Consider the following 14,071-nt stretch of genomic DNA (forward strand, 5'->3'; position numbering starts at 1 on the left):
TCCGGGTGGATGCGGGCGCGGTCGGTGTCGCCGTCAGCGCTGGAACTGCACCGGGCCGGTGTTGCGGGCCATCTGCTCCAGCCGGGCCACCCGCTCCTCCATCCGGGGGTGGGTGGAGAAGAGCGCGGCGATGCCGCCACCCCGCTTGAACGGGTTGTCGATCATCAGGTGGGCGGTGCTGGTGAGCTGGCCCTGGGCCGGCAGCGGCCGGGCCTGGGTCCCCAGGTGGATCTTGCGGAGGGCGCTGGCCAGGGCCAACGGGTCCCGGGTGAGCTGCGCGCCCGAGGCGTCGGCCTGGAACTCCCGGCTCCGGCTGATCGCCAACTGGATCACGGTGGCCGCGATCGGGCCGAGGATGATGGTGAGCAGCAGCACGGCCGGGTTCGGGCCGTCCTCGTCGTTGCTGCCGCCCAGCGGGATGAAGAACGCCAGGTTCGCCAGCATGGTGATGATGCCGGCCAGGCCGGCCGCCACGCTGGAGATCAGGATGTCCCGGTTGTAGACGTGGGACAGCTCGTGGCCGATCACCCCGCGCAGCTCGCGGTAGTCGAGGATCTCGGTGATCCCCTGGGTGACGCAGACCGCCGCGTTGGCCGGGTTACGACCGGTCGCGAACGCGTTGGGCTGCGAAGTGGGGCTCACGTACAGCCGGGGCATCGGCTGCCGGGCCTCGGTGGCCAGCTCACGGACCATCCGGTACAGCTCGGGGAACTGGGCCTCACTGACCGGTTGCGCCCGCATCGAGCGCAACGCGAGCTTGTCGGAGAAGAAGTAGGTCACGCCGTTCATCAGCAACGAGACGACGACGGCGACGACGAGGCCGCCGCTCCCACCGAACCAGTAGCCGACCGCGAGGATCAGCGAGGTCAGCAGGCCCAGCAGCGCTGCGGTCTTCAGGCGGTTGTGATGCACGATCGCTCCTTCGGTGCGCGGGTCGCGCGGGACCCGCTGACCGGTACAACGTCACCGGTACCCGTCAACCATCCAGCTCATGACTGGCAGTTGACTGAAGGAAGCTGTGAACCCGCTGAACGGACCGGACACCGGGGACGGCCCGGGACACCAGGTCAGGGGGCGTCCGACCCGCCGGGCGGGGGCTGCGGCGGGCCGGTCAGCGGGCCGCGAGGTCCAGCACCAGTTGGGGGGCGAAGCCGATCACCACGGCCAGCGTGGTCGCCCCGGCCAGCGCCACGGAGACCGGCCAGGCCATCCTGGCCGGCACGGCCCCGGCCGGCACGGCCGGCTCCCCGGCGGGGGCGGGGGCGGTCGGCAGCGGGGGCGGGTCGGCGTACAGGGTGGCGGCCAGGCGCAGGTAGTAGGCCAACCCGATCACCGCGTTCAGGGCCACCACCAGGGCCAGCCAGCCGGCCCCACCGTCCAGCACCGCCCGCACCACGGTCACCTTGGCGAACAGCCCCGCCAGCCCCGGTGGCAGGCCGGCCAGCCCGACCAGGGCCAGGGCCAACGCCGCCCCGGCCCAGGGCCGCCGCCGGGCCATCCCCCGCAGGTCCGCCACCGCGCCGCCGTCCGCACCGGCCGGGCGCAGCGCCACCAGCGCCGCGAACGCCGCCAGCTCCACCACCACGAAGAAGACCGCGTACGCCACCGCGGCGGCGTACGCCCCGGCCCGGACGTCGTCGGCCCGCCCGGCGGTCGTCGCCAGCACCCCCAGCGGGGCCAGGATGTAACCCGCCTGGGCCACCGACGACCAGGCGAGCAGCCGGACGGTACGCCGCTGGCGCAGCGCCACCAGGTTGCCCACGGTCATGGTGAGCACCGCCAGCAGGGCCAGCACCGGGCCGGTCACCTCGGCCGGCAACGCCCGCTGCACCACCGCCAGCAGGGCCACCACCCCGCCCAGCTTCGACGCGGTGGACAGGTAGGCCGCCACCGGCAACGGCGCCCCGTCGTAGGTAGCCGGGGCCCAGGCGTGGAACGGCACCGCCGCGACCTTGAAGGCCAGCCCGAGCACCACCAGCGCCACGGCCGCCGGCACCAGCGGCACGTCGGGCGCGTCGGCCAGCAGCCCGCCGAGCCGGTCCAGGTGCAGGCCGCCGGTCGCCGCGTAGAGCAGGGCCGCGCCGAGCAGGGTGACCGTGGTCGCCACCACGCTCACCACGAAGAAGGTGACCGCCGCCTCGGCGCTGGCCAGGCTGCCCCGACGCAGGCCGACCAGCACGTACAGCGGCAGGGTCAGGGTCTCCAGGGCGACGATCAGGGTGATCAGGTCACCGGCCGCGCCGAGCACCACGCCACCGGTCATCGAGCAGGCCAGCAGGAAGCAGTACTCGCCGACGGGCGTCGGGCCACCCCGCAGCAGCGGCCCGGAGAGCCCGAGCACACCCAGGGTGAGCAGGGCGAAGACGCCCGCGACCAGGGCCGCCCGGCCGTCGAACACCCACGAGCAGTCGGTGCCGACGCAGAACGTCCGCCGGGTGCCGGCCACGCCCACCGCCACCGCGCCGACGCCGGTGGCGACGACGCCCGCGCAGGCCACCGCCACCGTCGCGCCGGCCCGGCCGACCAGCAGATCCGCCAGCAGCACGAGTACGGCGGTGCCGGCCGCCAGGTACGCCGGCAGCAACGCCACGTTGTCGACGCTCTGCACCACACTCACGAGTCGGACCTTTCGTTCGCGACTGCGGGGCTCCGCTGCGCTGCACTCCTCGCGCTCACCGGGCCGACCCCGTTCACCGGACGATCCCCACCAGGGCGTCCACCGGACCGGTGGCGTAGCCGAGCACCAGGGTGGGTGCCAGGCCGACGGCGAGGGCGAGCAGGACCAGCGGGACCCAGGCGGTCAGCTCCACCCCGGCCAGGGCGGGGGTGAACCGGCCGACCGCCGGGCTCGGCCGGCCGTGGGTGACCCGGCGCAGCAACCGCAGGAAGTACGCGGCGGTGAGCGCCCCGCCGACCGCCGCCAGCACCGCCAGCGTGGTCCACAGCGGCCCGCCCCGCTCGACGGCCGCGACCACCGCGAACGCCTCACCCCAGAACCCGGCCAGGCCGGGCAGGCCGAGCGAGGCGACCGCCGCGAAACCGAGCAGACCGGCCAGCCGGGGCGCGGTCTCCCGCAGCCCGGACAACTCGGCCAGCGCCCCGGTGTGGGCCCGGTCCTTGACCGCCCCGGCGAGGAAGAACAGCAGCCCGGTGATCACCCCGTGCGCCACGTTGCCGATCAGCGCCGCCTGGATGCCGGTGGCGGTCAGCGTCGCCACCCCGAGCAGCACGAACCCCATGTGCCCGACGCTGGAGTAGGCGATCAGCCGCTTCAGGTCGTCCTGCGCCAGGCAGACCAGGGAGCCGACCAGGATCGCCGCGACGGCCAGCACCCCGAGGACCGGCGCGGCCCAGCGGGCACCCTCCGGGGCCACCCCGACGGCGACCCGGATCAGGCCGTACGTGCCCATCTTGAGCAGGACCCCGGCGAGGATGACGCTGCCGACGGTGGGCGCCTGGGTGTGCGCGTCGGGCAGCCAGGAGTGCAGCGGCCAGAGCGGGGCCTTCACCGCGAACGCCAACCCGAGCAGGGTGAACGCGGCCAACTGGGTGCCCCGGGACAACCCCGCCCCACCGGTAAGCGCGACGATGTCGGCGGTGCCGGCGGCGGCCACCACCACGAACACGCCGACCAGCAGCAGCACCGAGCCGAAGAGCGTGTAGAGGGCGAACTTGCGGGCCGCCGCGCGGGCCGCGTCGCGCGCCGGCAGGTCCGCGCCGGTGCCGCCCCAGCCGGCGATGATCGCGTACATCGGCAGCAGGACGACCTCGAAGAAGACGAAGAAGAGCACCAGGTCGAGGGCGAGGAAGGTACCCAGGATGCCCACCTCGACCACCAGCAGCAACGCCACCAGCGCCCGGCCGCTCCCCCGACCCTCGGGCACCCGGCGCACGGTGTAGCCGCAGCAGAGCAGGGTGAGCAGGGCGGTGAGCACCACCAGCGGCCAGGAGATGCCGTCCACCCCGAGGTGGAAGCGCAGGTCGAGGCCGGGCACCCAGGGCAGGTCGACTTCGTGCCAGGGCTGCACGGCGGGGGCCGGGCCGTAGCCGAACCAGCCGTGGTCGCCGAGCACCAGCAGCGCCGCCCCGACCAGGGTCAGCCCGGCGACCGCCGTACCGGACAGCCGGGCCGTCCGCTCCCCGGGGAGCACGGCCACCAGCGCCGCCCCCACCGCCGGCAACGCCAGCACCGCCACCAGCAACACCTGCCCCACCGTCATGAGGATGCTCCGATCAGGGCGGCGGCGAGGCCGATCAGCAGGGCGCCGGCCAGCACCGCCGCCGTCGCGCGGGGCAGCGCCGCCCGGTGCAGCGCGGCCAGCCCGGCACCGAGCGCCGAGGTGCCCCGGCCGACCCCCTCCACCAGGCCGTCCACCCCGACCTCGTCGCCGGTACGCGCCACCCGGGCGAGCGCCGTCGTGGGGCGTACGACGAGGGTGTGTTGGACGTCGTCGAGGCGGAAGGCGCGGGCGAAGACCGGCCGCAGCGGACCCAGGGCGCGGGCCGGGTCGACGGCCGGGTCCCGCCGCCAGCCGGCCCAGGCCAGCCCCGCCCCGACCAGCACCAGGAGCAGGGGCAGCAGCAGCGCCGGACCGACGTGGACCAGCACCACGTCCCCGGGCGGGAGGGTGGGCACCGTCGGGAAGAAGAGGCGGTGCCGGAACCACTGGCTGAAGCCCGCCAGCCCGAGCAACGCCGCCGGGACGGCCAGCAGCAGCACCGGCCAGCGCATCAGGGCCGGCGGGTCGTGCGGGTGCAGCAGCGGCAGCCGGGGCTCGCCGAAGAAGGCGCGCAGCAGCAGCCGGGTGGCGTATGCGGCGGTGAGCAGCACCCCGAGCAGCCCGGCCAGCCAGACCAGCCAGCCGACCCAGGCCGGGGCGGGACCGGTGCCGTCGAGCGCGGCGGCCTCGGCGGCGGCGAGCACGCCGTCCTTGCTCCAGAAACCGGACAGCGGCGGCACCCCGGCCAGCGCGCCGAGACCGATCAGGGTGCACCAGAAGGTGACCGGCATGCTGCGCCGCAGCCCGCCCATCCGGGACAGCAGGGTGGTGCCGACGGCGTGGATCACCGCACCGGCGGCGAGGAACAGCAGCGCCTTGAACGCGGCGTGGGTGAGCAGGTGGAACAGTGCGGCGGCCGGGGCACCGACGGCGAGCGCGCCGGTCATGTAGCCGATCTGGGAGACCGTCGACCAGGCGAGCACCCGCTTCAGGTCGTCCTGGGCGGTGGCCGCGAGCGCGCCGAGCAGCAGGGTGATCGAGGCAAGCACGCCGAGCACCGCCAGCGCCACCGGGGCCTGGGTGAACAGCGGGTAGAGCCTCGTCACCGCGTACACCCCGGCGGCGACCATGGTCGCGGCGTGGATCAGCGCGGAGATCGGCGTCGGGCCGGCCATCGCGTCCGGCAGCCAGGTGTGCAGCGGGAACTGGGCGCTCTTGCCGGCCACCCCGGCGAGCAGCAGCAGGCAGGCGGCGGTCAGCGTGCCGGTGGCGTGGTCGTGGGCGAGCACGTCGGCGATCCGGAAACTGCCCGCCGAGACGCCGAGCAGCGCGATGCCGAGCAGGAACCCGACGTCACCCACCCGGGTGACCAGGAACGCCTTCATCGCGGCGGCGGGCGCCTCGGGCAGCCGGCGGTCGTGGGCGATCAGCAGGTACGAGCAGAGGCCCATCACCTCCCAACCGACCAGCAGCAGGATCAGGTCACCACTGACCACCACCAGCAGCATCGCGGCGGTGAACAGGCTGATCTGCGCGGCGTAGGGCGGATAGCGGTGGTCCACCTCGACGTCGTCGTGCGGGCCGCGCCGCAGGTAGGCCACCGAGTAGACCTGCACCGCCAGCGCCACCGCCGCCACCGCGACCGCGACCAGCGCGGCGACGCCGTCCAGCCGTACCCCGAGGGTGACCCGCAGCCCGCCGAGGTCGATCCAGGTGGTGCTGGTCTCCACCGGGTCGCCGACCCGCGCCAGCAGCAGCACCGCGACCAGCAGCGCGCCGGCCGCGCCGGCCACCCCGAGGCCGATCGCCGCCCGCCGGGCCGCGCCCTCCCCGGTGGTCGCGTCCCGCGGCGCAGGCGGCAGCAGCAACCCCAGCAACCCGGCGACCAGGGGTACGACCGGCAGTGCCGCCCCGAACAGCCCGGTCAACGGCCGACCTCCGCCCGTCCGCCGGCCGACCCGGCCGCGACGTCACCGGCCAGGCCGGACCGGTCGCCGGCCGGCTCGGCCAGCGGCACGTCGTCGACGGTGACGCTGGCCCGCAGCCGGTAGAGCTGAAGCACGATGGCCAGCCCCACGCCGATCTCGGCGGCGGCCAACACGATCACGAACAGCGCGAAGACCTGCCCGGAGTGCGGCAGCACCGCCCGCACGGTGGTGTCGGCGGTGACCAGGATCAGGTTGACCGCGTTGAGCATCAGCTCCACCGCCATCAGCACCAGCACCGCGTTGCGTCGCCGCAGCACGCCGTAGACGCCCAGGCCGAACAGCAGCGCGGCGGTGACGTAGGGGATGACCGGCCTCACCGGACCACCTCTGTTCGCGACTGCGGGGCTCGCAAAACCGGCTCACTCCTCGCGCTCACCGGACCACCCCAGTTCGCGACTGCGGAGCTCGCAGACCCGGCTCACTCCTCGCGCTCACCGGACCACCGGCTCCGATGTCCGGGCGGGACAGGATGACCGCGCCGACCAGGGCGGCGAGCAGCAGCACCGACAGCACCTCGAACGGCAGCACCCAGGAGCGGAACACCTGCTCGCCGATGCCCTCGGCGGTGCCCGCCGCCGGCAGTTCCACCGTCGACCAGCGGAACGCGTCGACCAGCAGCGCCGTCAGGCCCAGCCCGGTGCCCGCACCGATCAGCGCGGCCGGCCAGCCCGGCCGGTCCAGGTCGTCGGAGGCCCCGATCGGGGCCCGGGTCAGCATCACCGCGAACAGCAGCAGCACCACCACCGCACCCACGTAGATCAGCACCTGCACCCAGGCCACCAGTTCGGCGGTGAGCACCAGGTAGTCGCCGGCCAGCGCGCCCAGGCAGAGCACCAGGTAGAGGCCGGCCCGGACCAGGTGCTTCGTGGCGACCACCAGCACCCCCGATCCGACCGCCACCGCGCCCAGGGCGAGCAGCAGCACGTCCGCACCGGTCACCGGGAGGCACCTCCGTCGTCGGCGGGGCCGGTCTCGGGGCGTACCACGGTGGGACGGGCGGCGGAGCTGGTCGGGGCGGCGGCCTTGCGCGCGGCGGTGGTCTCCTCCTTGGCCGGTTCGCCGTGCGGGTCGTGCGCGGGCGGCGGCGGCACCGTGGCCATCCACTGGCCGAGGTGGTCCTTGTCGTGCAGCAGGTCCTTGATGTCGTACTCGGCGTACTCGAACTCGGGCGACCAGTAGAGGGCGTCGAACGGGCAGACCTCGATGCAGATGCCGCAGTACATGCAGAGCGAGAAGTCGATGTCGAACTTGTCGAGGACGTTGCGCTGGCGGGGACGGGCCGCGCCGGCCACCGCCACCTCCTCCTTGTGCGAGTCGATGTAGATGCACCAGTCGGGGCACTCCCGGGCGCAGAGCATGCAGACCGTGCAGTTCTCGGTCAGCAGCGCGATCACGCCCCGGGAGCGGGGCGGCAACTCGGGGGCGACGTCCGGGTACTGCTGGGTGTGCGACCGGCGGGTCATCGTCTTCAACGTGACCGCCAGCCCCTTCACCAGTCCTCCGCCGGTGCCCCCGCCGTGCTCGCTCACCGTGTCGCCCCGACTCGCTCGCTCATGGGGTCATCCTGCCCTGTGGCCACGGCGTGCGCGACCACCACCCGGCGTTTGCCGGCGTTACCCTGACGGGCGGGGAGAACGACGCACCGGGAAGGACCGACCGATGACCGCCGCGCTGCGGCACGACCATCCGCCGGAGGGCGGCTGGACGACTGACGATCTGGACGCGCTGCCCGAGGACGGCCACCGCCGCGAACTTCTCGATGGAGTGCTGATCGTGCCCCCCTCCCCCACCCGTGTCCACCAGACCATCGCCGGCCGCCTGATGGTCGCGCTCGAAGAGGACTGCCCCGACGACTACGACGTGACCCAGGCCGTGGAGGTGCGGATCAACCGGACCCGCTCGTTCATCCCCGACGTGCTGGTGACCACGTCCACCGCCGCCGCCCGCGAGCCGTCCCGGTACGAGCCGCACGAGGTGGTACTGGCCGTCGAGATCGTCTCCCCCAGCACCCGCTCCATCGACCGGGTGCTCAAGCCGACCCTCTACGCGCAGGCCGGCATCCCGTTCTACTGGCGGATCGAGGTGGAGGACGACGGCCTGGTCGTGCACACCTACAAGATCGACGCGGTGAACGAGGTCTACGTGGAGACCGGGCGGTGGACGAAGTTCGTCGACACCGGGGAGCCGTTCCCGGTGAACCTGTCGGTCGCCCGGATCACGCCCCGGCGTCGGTGAGCGGCGGCAGCATCTCCACACCCAACTGTTGCAGCAGCTGGAACAGCTCGTTGACGCTCCACGCGTCGACGATCCGCCCGACGGCGTCGAAGCGCAGGAACGTCGCCCCGGAGTAGCTGACCACCTGCCCGGTCGGCGGCACCGGGCCGAACTGTCCCGCCTGGGTGCCGGCGGCCCGCCAGCGCAGCGCCACCCGGTCACCCGCCGCCACCACGTCCACCAGCTTGTAGCGCAGGTCGGGGAAGGCTGCCCGGCGCTCCCGGTGCCAGGCCAGCACCGCCGCCGGGCCGGTGCCGCCGAGCCCCGGGCACTCCTCGGCGACCAGCTCGTACGCCGACTCCTCGCGGCCGGCGTTCCACACGTCGGTGACGAACCGGCGGGCCACCGCCTCCACGTCGATCATGGGGGCAGCCTAGGCCCGCCGGTCCGGGGCCAGCCGGTCGAGGTGGATGTCGATCTCGGCGCGGGCCTCGGCCGGGCCGAGCACGCCGGACAGCAGCCGGAGGGTCACCCCGTCCAGTACGGTCGCCAGTTCGCCGGCCGCCCGGGAGGCGTCGACGTCGGCGGCGACGCTGCCGTCCTGCCGGGCCAGCTCGACCAGGCGGGTGAGGTTGGCCCGCAGCTCGTCGGCGTTGGTCCGCATGATGGCCGCGATCTGCTCGTCGATCAGCGCTTCGGCGGTGAGCATCAACCAGACCCGGGACTCGAAGATCCGCTCGTCGTCCAGCGGGACGACCTGGGCCACGGCCAGGCGCAGGGTGTCCAGGGCGGTGGCCCCGGGGCGCAGTGCCCCGGCCCGGGTGACCACCCGGTCGACCAGGTGCGACATGGCGGCCCGGACCATCAGCTCCCGGGTCGGCAGGTAGTGCTGCGCGGTCGCCAGGGGCATCCCGGCCTCGCCCGCGACGGCCCGGACGGTGGTGCCGGCCGCCCCGACCCGGCTCAGCACGGCACAGGCGGCGGCACCGAGTCGCCTGCGACGTTCCTCGTGGTCCACGACCTTCGGCATGGGTCGATCATAGGTTATCGGTCGGTTGACCGATATAGGTCAAGCAACTAATCTTGGTCGGCATGAGCACCGACCTCGCCGTGGCCCGGCCCACCGACCCGCCCACCACCACGCGGTTCACCTGGGGTGACCTCGCGATCGTGCTCGTCGTCGGGGTCGGCCTGGCCAACGCCCCGGTCGCGGACTTCCTCGCCCTGGGCCCGGCGCTGCTCGGCGCGTCCGAACTGCTCGCCACCAGCCTCGCCTGGCTACTGATCAACGGGATCCAGTTGCTGGTCGGCCTCGGCGTGACCTACCGCCGGTTCGGCGTCGTCGCCGCCCCGCTGCTGCTCACCCGCCCCCGGGGCGGGCAACTCCGGGCCGCCGTCGGGTGGGGGCTGGCGAAGGCCGCGCTCACCCTCGGCCTGCTCCTGGCGCTGCCCGTCGCGCTGACCGCCGACGGTGGCGGCGAGGGCGGCTACCCGCCGGGCAGCCTGCTCGCCCAGTTCACCTTCGCCTTCTTCTTCGGCGCGATCGCCTCACCCGTCTACGAGGAGGTGCTGTACCGGGGGGTCTTCTTCCAGGGCCTGGCCGCCCGGCTGCCCACCCTCGCCGCGATCACCGTCTCGGCCGGCTTCTTCGCGGTGATGCACCTGCCCCGGGTCTTCAACACCATCAGCGCCCTGGTAGCCGGCCTGCTCTTCGCCTGGCTGCTGCACCGCCACCGCAACCTCTGGGTGCCGATCCTCGCCCACACGGTCAGCAACGGGGTCCTCGTCGTACTCGCCTTCGCCGCCCAGGCCGGCTGAGCACGGACCGCTCTCCCCCGCCCGAGCCGCGTTACCGTGCCACCGGACGCCGGACCCGCCATGATGGGAGCCGAAGCGGACGAAAGGCGACACGATGGCGGAGAGCAACGGCACCACGACGACCGGCGGCAAGTACGTCGAGCCGGGCGGTGAGTTCACCCGGGACCAGCGCTACATCGCCACCCGGATCACCGTCGACGGGCGGGACGGCTACCCGGTCGAGCCGGGCCGCTACCGCCTGGTGGTCAGTCGGGCCTGCCCGTGGGCCAACCGCATGATCATCGTACGGCGGCTGCTCGGGCTGGAGGAGGCGCTGCCGATGGCGGTGGCCGGGCCCACCCACGACGCCCGGAGCTGGACGTTCGACCTGGACCCCGGCGGGCGGGACCCGGTGCTCGGCATCGAACGGCTGGCCGAGGCGTTCTTCGCCCGCTACCCCGACTACGAGCGGGGGATCACCGTGCCGGCGATCGTCGACGTGCCGACCGGTCAGGTGGTCACCAACGACTACGCGCAGATGACCCTGGACCTGTCAACCCAGTGGACGGCGTACCACCGCGAGGGCGCCCCGCAGCTCTACCCCGAGGCGTTGCGCGCCGAGATCGACGAGGTGAACGCGGTGGTGTTCGCCGACGTCAACAACGGGGTGTACCGGTGCGGCTTCGCCGGCTCGCAGGAGGCGTACGAGAAGGCGTACCGGCGGCTGTTCGACCGGCTGGACTGGCTCAGCGACCGGCTCGCCAACCAGCGTTACCTGGTCGGTGACACCATCACCGAGGCCGACGTGCGACTGTTCACCACGCTGGCCCGGTTCGACCCGGTCTACCACGGCCACTTCAAGTGCAACCGGCAGAAGCTGAGCGAGATGCCGGTGCTGTGGGCGTACGCGCGGGACCTGTTCGCCACCCCCGGGTTCGGCGACACCATCGACTTCGACCACATCAAGCGGCACTACTACGAGGTGCACCGGGACATCAACCCGACCGGGGTGGTGCCGCTCGGCCCGGACCTGGTCAACTGGCTCAGCCCGCACGGGCGGGAGGCGCTCGGCGGCCGGCCGTTCGGCGACGGCACGCCCCCACCGCCCCCACCGCCCGGCGAGCAGGTGCCGCCGGAGCACACCCCGATCGGCTGAACCACCCGCGCCACGCGCCCCCGCCCGACCAGTCGGGTGGGGGCGCGCTGCTGCGCACCGGGCGCACCGAACCCTCCGTCGACTACGGACACTGAGAGCTGTCGCACATTCACCTTCAGTGCCCAAGAGTTAACACGATGGTCAATATGACCTGTTCGACTAGGGGGCGTCCGTCGCCGCGAATCCCGTCGGCGGGCTGCCAGTCCACTACGGACTCCCCTTCGAGGAGGATCGAGCCTTGCGCAAGCTGGGTAGCAGGACCGCACGCCTGGGCGTACTCGCCGGTGTTCTCGCCGGCGCACTCGTCACCACCACCAACGCCGCCGTCGCGGCACCGGGCACCCCCGGCCCCGGCCGGGCCGCGCCCGCGCCGCTGCTGGCCGGCAGCGCGGAAGCCGCGCCGGACCGGTACATCGTCGTCCTCTCCGACAAGCCGGTCAGCGGCGAGCGCACCGCCCGCCTCGCCCGCACCGCCCAGTCGGCCGCCGCCGCCGAGCGGGCCGGCGGCACCGTGCTGAACCGCTACACCCAGGTCCTCGACGGGTACGCCGCCGTGCTGCCGCCGGCCGCCCTCGCCGCCGTCCGTAGCGACCCGACCGTGCAGTACGTCGAGCGGGACACCCGGATCGAGGGCGGGCTGACCAGCACCACCCCGGACCGGACCGGACCGACGACGGCCCGCGCCGAGCGGGCCCAGGCCGGCGGCGTGTCCGTCCAGGCCGTGCAGAGCAACCCGCCGTCGTGGGGGCTGGACCGCATCGACCAGCGCAACCTGCCGTTGAGCAACAGCTTCGGCTACACCTCGACCGGTTCCGGGGTGACCGCGTACATCGTCGACTCCGGCATCCGGGCCACCCACGTCGACTTCGGCACCCGCGCCGCCGGGGTCTACGACGCGGTCGGCGACGGCAACGGCACCAACGACTGCCACGGCCACGGCACGCACGTCGCCGGCACCATCGGCGGGACCACCTACGGGGTCGCCAAGTCGGTGACGCTGCGCGCGGTCCGGGTCCTCCAGTGCGACAACTCCGGGTGGAGCACCGACCTGATCGAGGGCGTCGACTGGCTGGCCACCAACCACGCGACCGTCTCGGTGGCGAACTTCAGCCTCCAGGGCTACGGCACCTCGGCGAACACCTCGATCGAGAACCTGATCGACCACGGCGTGTACCCGGTCTTCATCGCCAACAACTTCAACACCGACGCCTGCACCAACGGCCCCCGCTCCAGCCGGGGCATCACCGTCGCGGCGACCGACATCAACGACAACCGGGCCTCGTTCTCCAGCTACGGGACCTGCGTCGACATCTTCGCCCCGGGGGTGGACATCACCTCCGCCGGCATCGCCTCGAACACCGCCGTGGCCAGCGGCTGGTCCGGCACCTCGATGGCGGCCCCGCACGTCACCGGCTGGCTGGCCCGCTACCGGCAGACCAACCCGACGGCGACCCTCGCCACCGCCAAGAGCGCGCTGATCACCGCCGCCACCACCGGCAAGGTCGTCAACCCGGGGACCGGCTCCCCGAACCGCCTGCTCTACGCCGCGCCGTGAGCGTGCCGGAGGGGCCCCGGGGAGTGTCCCGGGGCCCCTCCGGGCCGGCGCTCAGTTCAGGGTGAGGCGTACGGCGGTGGTGAGGACGAGCTGGGCGAGCGCGGCCGGAACCAGGACCAGCCAGCACAGCCGCTGGAGCTGGTCCTCCCGCAGCCGGGGGAACGACACCCGCAGCCAGATGATCACGAACGAGACGGCGAAGACCTTCAGCAGGGTCCACAGCCACCCGAGCTGGGCGTCGGCGAACGGGCCCTGCCAGCCGCCGAGGAACAGCACGGTGGTCAGCGCGGCGATCACCACGATCCCGACGTACTCGGCGAGCAGGAAGAACGCGAACCGCAGCCCGGTGTACTCGGTCATGTAGCCGAACACCAGCTCCGAGTCGGCGACCGGCATGTCGAACGGGGGCCGCCGGATCTCGGCCAGCCCCGCCACGAAGAACACGATCATGGCGGGGGCCTGCCAGAGCAGCCACCACGGCTGCCACGCCTCGACGATCCCGCCGAGGCTCAACGTTCCGGCCGCCACCGCCACCGAGGCGGCGGCCAGCACCAGCGGCAGCTCGTACCCGAGCAGTTGGGCCGCCCCGCGCAACCCGCCGAGCAGGCTGTACTTGTTGGCCGAGGCCCACGCCGACATCAGCACCGCCACCACGCCGACCCCGACCACCGCCAGGACGAAGAACAGGCCGATGTCCAACGGCTGCCCGACCAGGTCGTCCGGGCCGAGCGGGATCACCAGCAGCACCAGCAGGTAGGGCACCAGGGCCACCACCGGCGCCAACCGGAACACCGCCCGGTCCGCCTCACGCGGGGTGATGTCCTCCTTCTGGACGAACTTGATCCCGTCGGCGACGAGCTGCGCCCACCCGTGGAAGCCACCGGCGTACATCGGGCCGAGCCGGCCCTGCATGTGCGCCATCACCTTGTGCTCGGCCTGGCCGACGATCAGCGGCAGGGTCAGGAACGCGACCAGCACCCCACCGATCCGGATCACCAGCTCCAACCAGGTCGGCATCAGGCCGTACCCCCCTCGTCGCCAGCCTGGTCGCCGCGTGCCGGGCCGTCGGCGACCGCCGGGCCGTCGCCGGCCGCGCCGGAGCGGGGGGTACGCGGCGGACGGGCCGGCCGCTCCCGGGGCG

General features: G+C 73.5%; 14 protein-coding genes. 4 read left to right on the plus strand and 10 right to left on the minus strand.

The window, feature by feature from the left end; genetic code table 11:
- Nucleotides 1-33: 33 nt before the first annotated feature.
- The 7 genes from htpX to H1A17_RS21295 all read right to left on the minus strand — a co-directional run bounded on the left by htpX (nucleotide 34) and on the right by H1A17_RS21295 (nucleotide 7,737).
- Nucleotides 34-912 (minus strand): zinc metalloprotease HtpX, encoded by an 879-nt coding sequence (htpX, locus tag H1A17_RS21265; protein WP_145921771.1) that lies wholly within the window; start codon nucleotides 910-912, stop codon nucleotides 34-36.
- 199 nt (nucleotides 913-1,111) lie between these two features.
- Nucleotides 1,112-2,617: an NADH-quinone oxidoreductase subunit N gene (locus H1A17_RS21270; RefSeq protein WP_194822728.1), complete on the minus strand. Its 1,506-nt coding sequence runs from the start codon at nucleotides 2,615-2,617 to the stop codon at nucleotides 1,112-1,114.
- 73 nt (nucleotides 2,618-2,690) lie between these two features.
- The gene (locus H1A17_RS21275; RefSeq protein ID WP_228543963.1) at nucleotides 2,691-4,220 is read right to left on the minus strand and encodes an NADH-quinone oxidoreductase subunit M; all 1,530 of its coding nucleotides are present in this window, start codon (nucleotides 4,218-4,220) and stop codon (nucleotides 2,691-2,693) included.
- The gene (locus H1A17_RS21280; RefSeq protein ID WP_194822729.1) at nucleotides 4,217-6,148 is read right to left on the minus strand and encodes an NADH-quinone oxidoreductase subunit L; all 1,932 of its coding nucleotides are present in this window, start codon (nucleotides 6,146-6,148) and stop codon (nucleotides 4,217-4,219) included. The genes H1A17_RS21275 and H1A17_RS21280 overlap by 4 nt, the downstream gene beginning before the upstream one ends.
- Nucleotides 6,145-6,525: an NADH-quinone oxidoreductase subunit NuoK gene (nuoK, locus tag H1A17_RS21285; protein WP_145921775.1), complete on the minus strand. Its 381-nt coding sequence runs from the start codon at nucleotides 6,523-6,525 to the stop codon at nucleotides 6,145-6,147. Before nuoK ends, H1A17_RS21280 begins: the two co-directional genes overlap by 4 nt.
- 55 nt (nucleotides 6,526-6,580) lie before the next feature.
- Nucleotides 6,581-7,147: an NADH-quinone oxidoreductase subunit J gene (locus H1A17_RS21290; RefSeq protein WP_145921776.1), complete on the minus strand. Its 567-nt coding sequence runs from the start codon at nucleotides 7,145-7,147 to the stop codon at nucleotides 6,581-6,583.
- Nucleotides 7,144-7,737, minus strand: a complete 594-nt coding sequence (locus H1A17_RS21295; RefSeq protein ID WP_145921777.1) for an NADH-quinone oxidoreductase subunit I — start codon at nucleotides 7,735-7,737, stop codon at nucleotides 7,144-7,146. Before H1A17_RS21295 ends, H1A17_RS21290 begins: the two co-directional genes overlap by 4 nt.
- Nucleotides 7,738-7,867: 130 nt before the next feature.
- Here H1A17_RS21295 and H1A17_RS21300 point away from each other — a divergent pair, with 130 nt between their 5' ends.
- Nucleotides 7,868-8,443 (plus strand): Uma2 family endonuclease, encoded by a 576-nt coding sequence (locus H1A17_RS21300; RefSeq protein WP_145921778.1) that lies wholly within the window; start codon nucleotides 7,868-7,870, stop codon nucleotides 8,441-8,443.
- On the opposite strand, the gene H1A17_RS21305 is transcribed toward H1A17_RS21300, so the two are convergent.
- Together H1A17_RS21305 and H1A17_RS21310 are read right to left on the minus strand one after the other, a co-directional pair.
- Nucleotides 8,424-8,846 (minus strand): ester cyclase, encoded by a 423-nt coding sequence (locus tag H1A17_RS21305; protein WP_145921779.1) that lies wholly within the window; start codon nucleotides 8,844-8,846, stop codon nucleotides 8,424-8,426. The genes H1A17_RS21300 and H1A17_RS21305 overlap by 20 nt on opposite strands.
- Nucleotides 8,847-8,855: 9 nt before the next feature.
- A complete protein-coding gene (locus H1A17_RS21310) occupies nucleotides 8,856-9,452 on the minus strand; it encodes a TetR/AcrR family transcriptional regulator (protein WP_145921780.1) in 597 nt (198 codons plus the stop codon).
- Nucleotides 9,453-9,514: 62 nt separating this feature from the next.
- Between H1A17_RS21310 and H1A17_RS21315 the strand changes: the two genes are divergently transcribed.
- From H1A17_RS21315 to H1A17_RS21325, 3 genes are all read left to right on the plus strand, one after another.
- Entirely contained in the window at nucleotides 9,515-10,240 is a 726-nt protein-coding gene (locus H1A17_RS21315) for a CPBP family intramembrane glutamic endopeptidase (protein ID WP_145921781.1), read from the plus strand.
- Nucleotides 10,241-10,334: 94 nt separating this feature from the next.
- Nucleotides 10,335-11,375 carry a glutathione S-transferase family protein gene (locus H1A17_RS21320; protein ID WP_145921782.1) on the plus strand — a complete coding sequence of 347 codons (1,041 nt, stop codon included), beginning with the start codon at nucleotides 10,335-10,337 and terminating at the stop codon, nucleotides 11,373-11,375.
- A 238-nt stretch (nucleotides 11,376-11,613) separates the two neighbouring features.
- Nucleotides 11,614-12,930, plus strand: a complete 1,317-nt coding sequence (locus H1A17_RS21325; RefSeq protein ID WP_194822730.1) for a S8 family peptidase — start codon at nucleotides 11,614-11,616, stop codon at nucleotides 12,928-12,930.
- Between the two features lie 51 nt (nucleotides 12,931-12,981).
- Here the strand turns inward: H1A17_RS21325 and H1A17_RS21330 are convergent, their stop codons facing one another.
- Nucleotides 12,982-13,947, minus strand: a complete 966-nt coding sequence (locus H1A17_RS21330; protein WP_088644755.1) for a complex I subunit 1 family protein — start codon at nucleotides 13,945-13,947, stop codon at nucleotides 12,982-12,984.
- Between the last annotated feature and the right edge of the window lie 124 nt (nucleotides 13,948-14,071).

Source organism: Micromonospora sp. S-DT3-3-22 (genome assembly GCF_015354745.1).
Classification (GTDB): Bacteria; Actinomycetota; Actinomycetes; order Mycobacteriales; family Micromonosporaceae; genus Micromonospora; species Micromonospora wenchangensis.

Bases quoted from the DNA above. Each gene is read 5' to 3' on its own strand.
- H1A17_RS21275 (WP_228543963.1), bottom strand. From the start codon at position 4,220: ATGACGGTGGGGCAGGTGTTGCTGGTGGCGGTGCTGGCGTTGCCGGCG.
- H1A17_RS21300 (WP_145921778.1), top strand. From the start codon at position 7,868: ATGACCGCCGCGCTGCGGCACGACCATCCGCCGGAGGGCGGCTGGACG.
- H1A17_RS21305 (WP_145921779.1), bottom strand. From the start codon at position 8,846: ATGATCGACGTGGAGGCGGTGGCCCGCCGGTTCGTCACCGACGTGTGG.
- H1A17_RS21310 (WP_145921780.1), bottom strand. From the start codon at position 9,452: ATGCCGAAGGTCGTGGACCACGAGGAACGTCGCAGGCGACTCGGTGCC.
- H1A17_RS21315 (WP_145921781.1), top strand. From the start codon at position 9,515: ATGAGCACCGACCTCGCCGTGGCCCGGCCCACCGACCCGCCCACCACC.
- H1A17_RS21320 (WP_145921782.1), top strand. From the start codon at position 10,335: ATGGCGGAGAGCAACGGCACCACGACGACCGGCGGCAAGTACGTCGAG.
- H1A17_RS21330 (WP_088644755.1), bottom strand. From the start codon at position 13,947: ATGCCGACCTGGTTGGAGCTGGTGATCCGGATCGGTGGGGTGCTGGTC.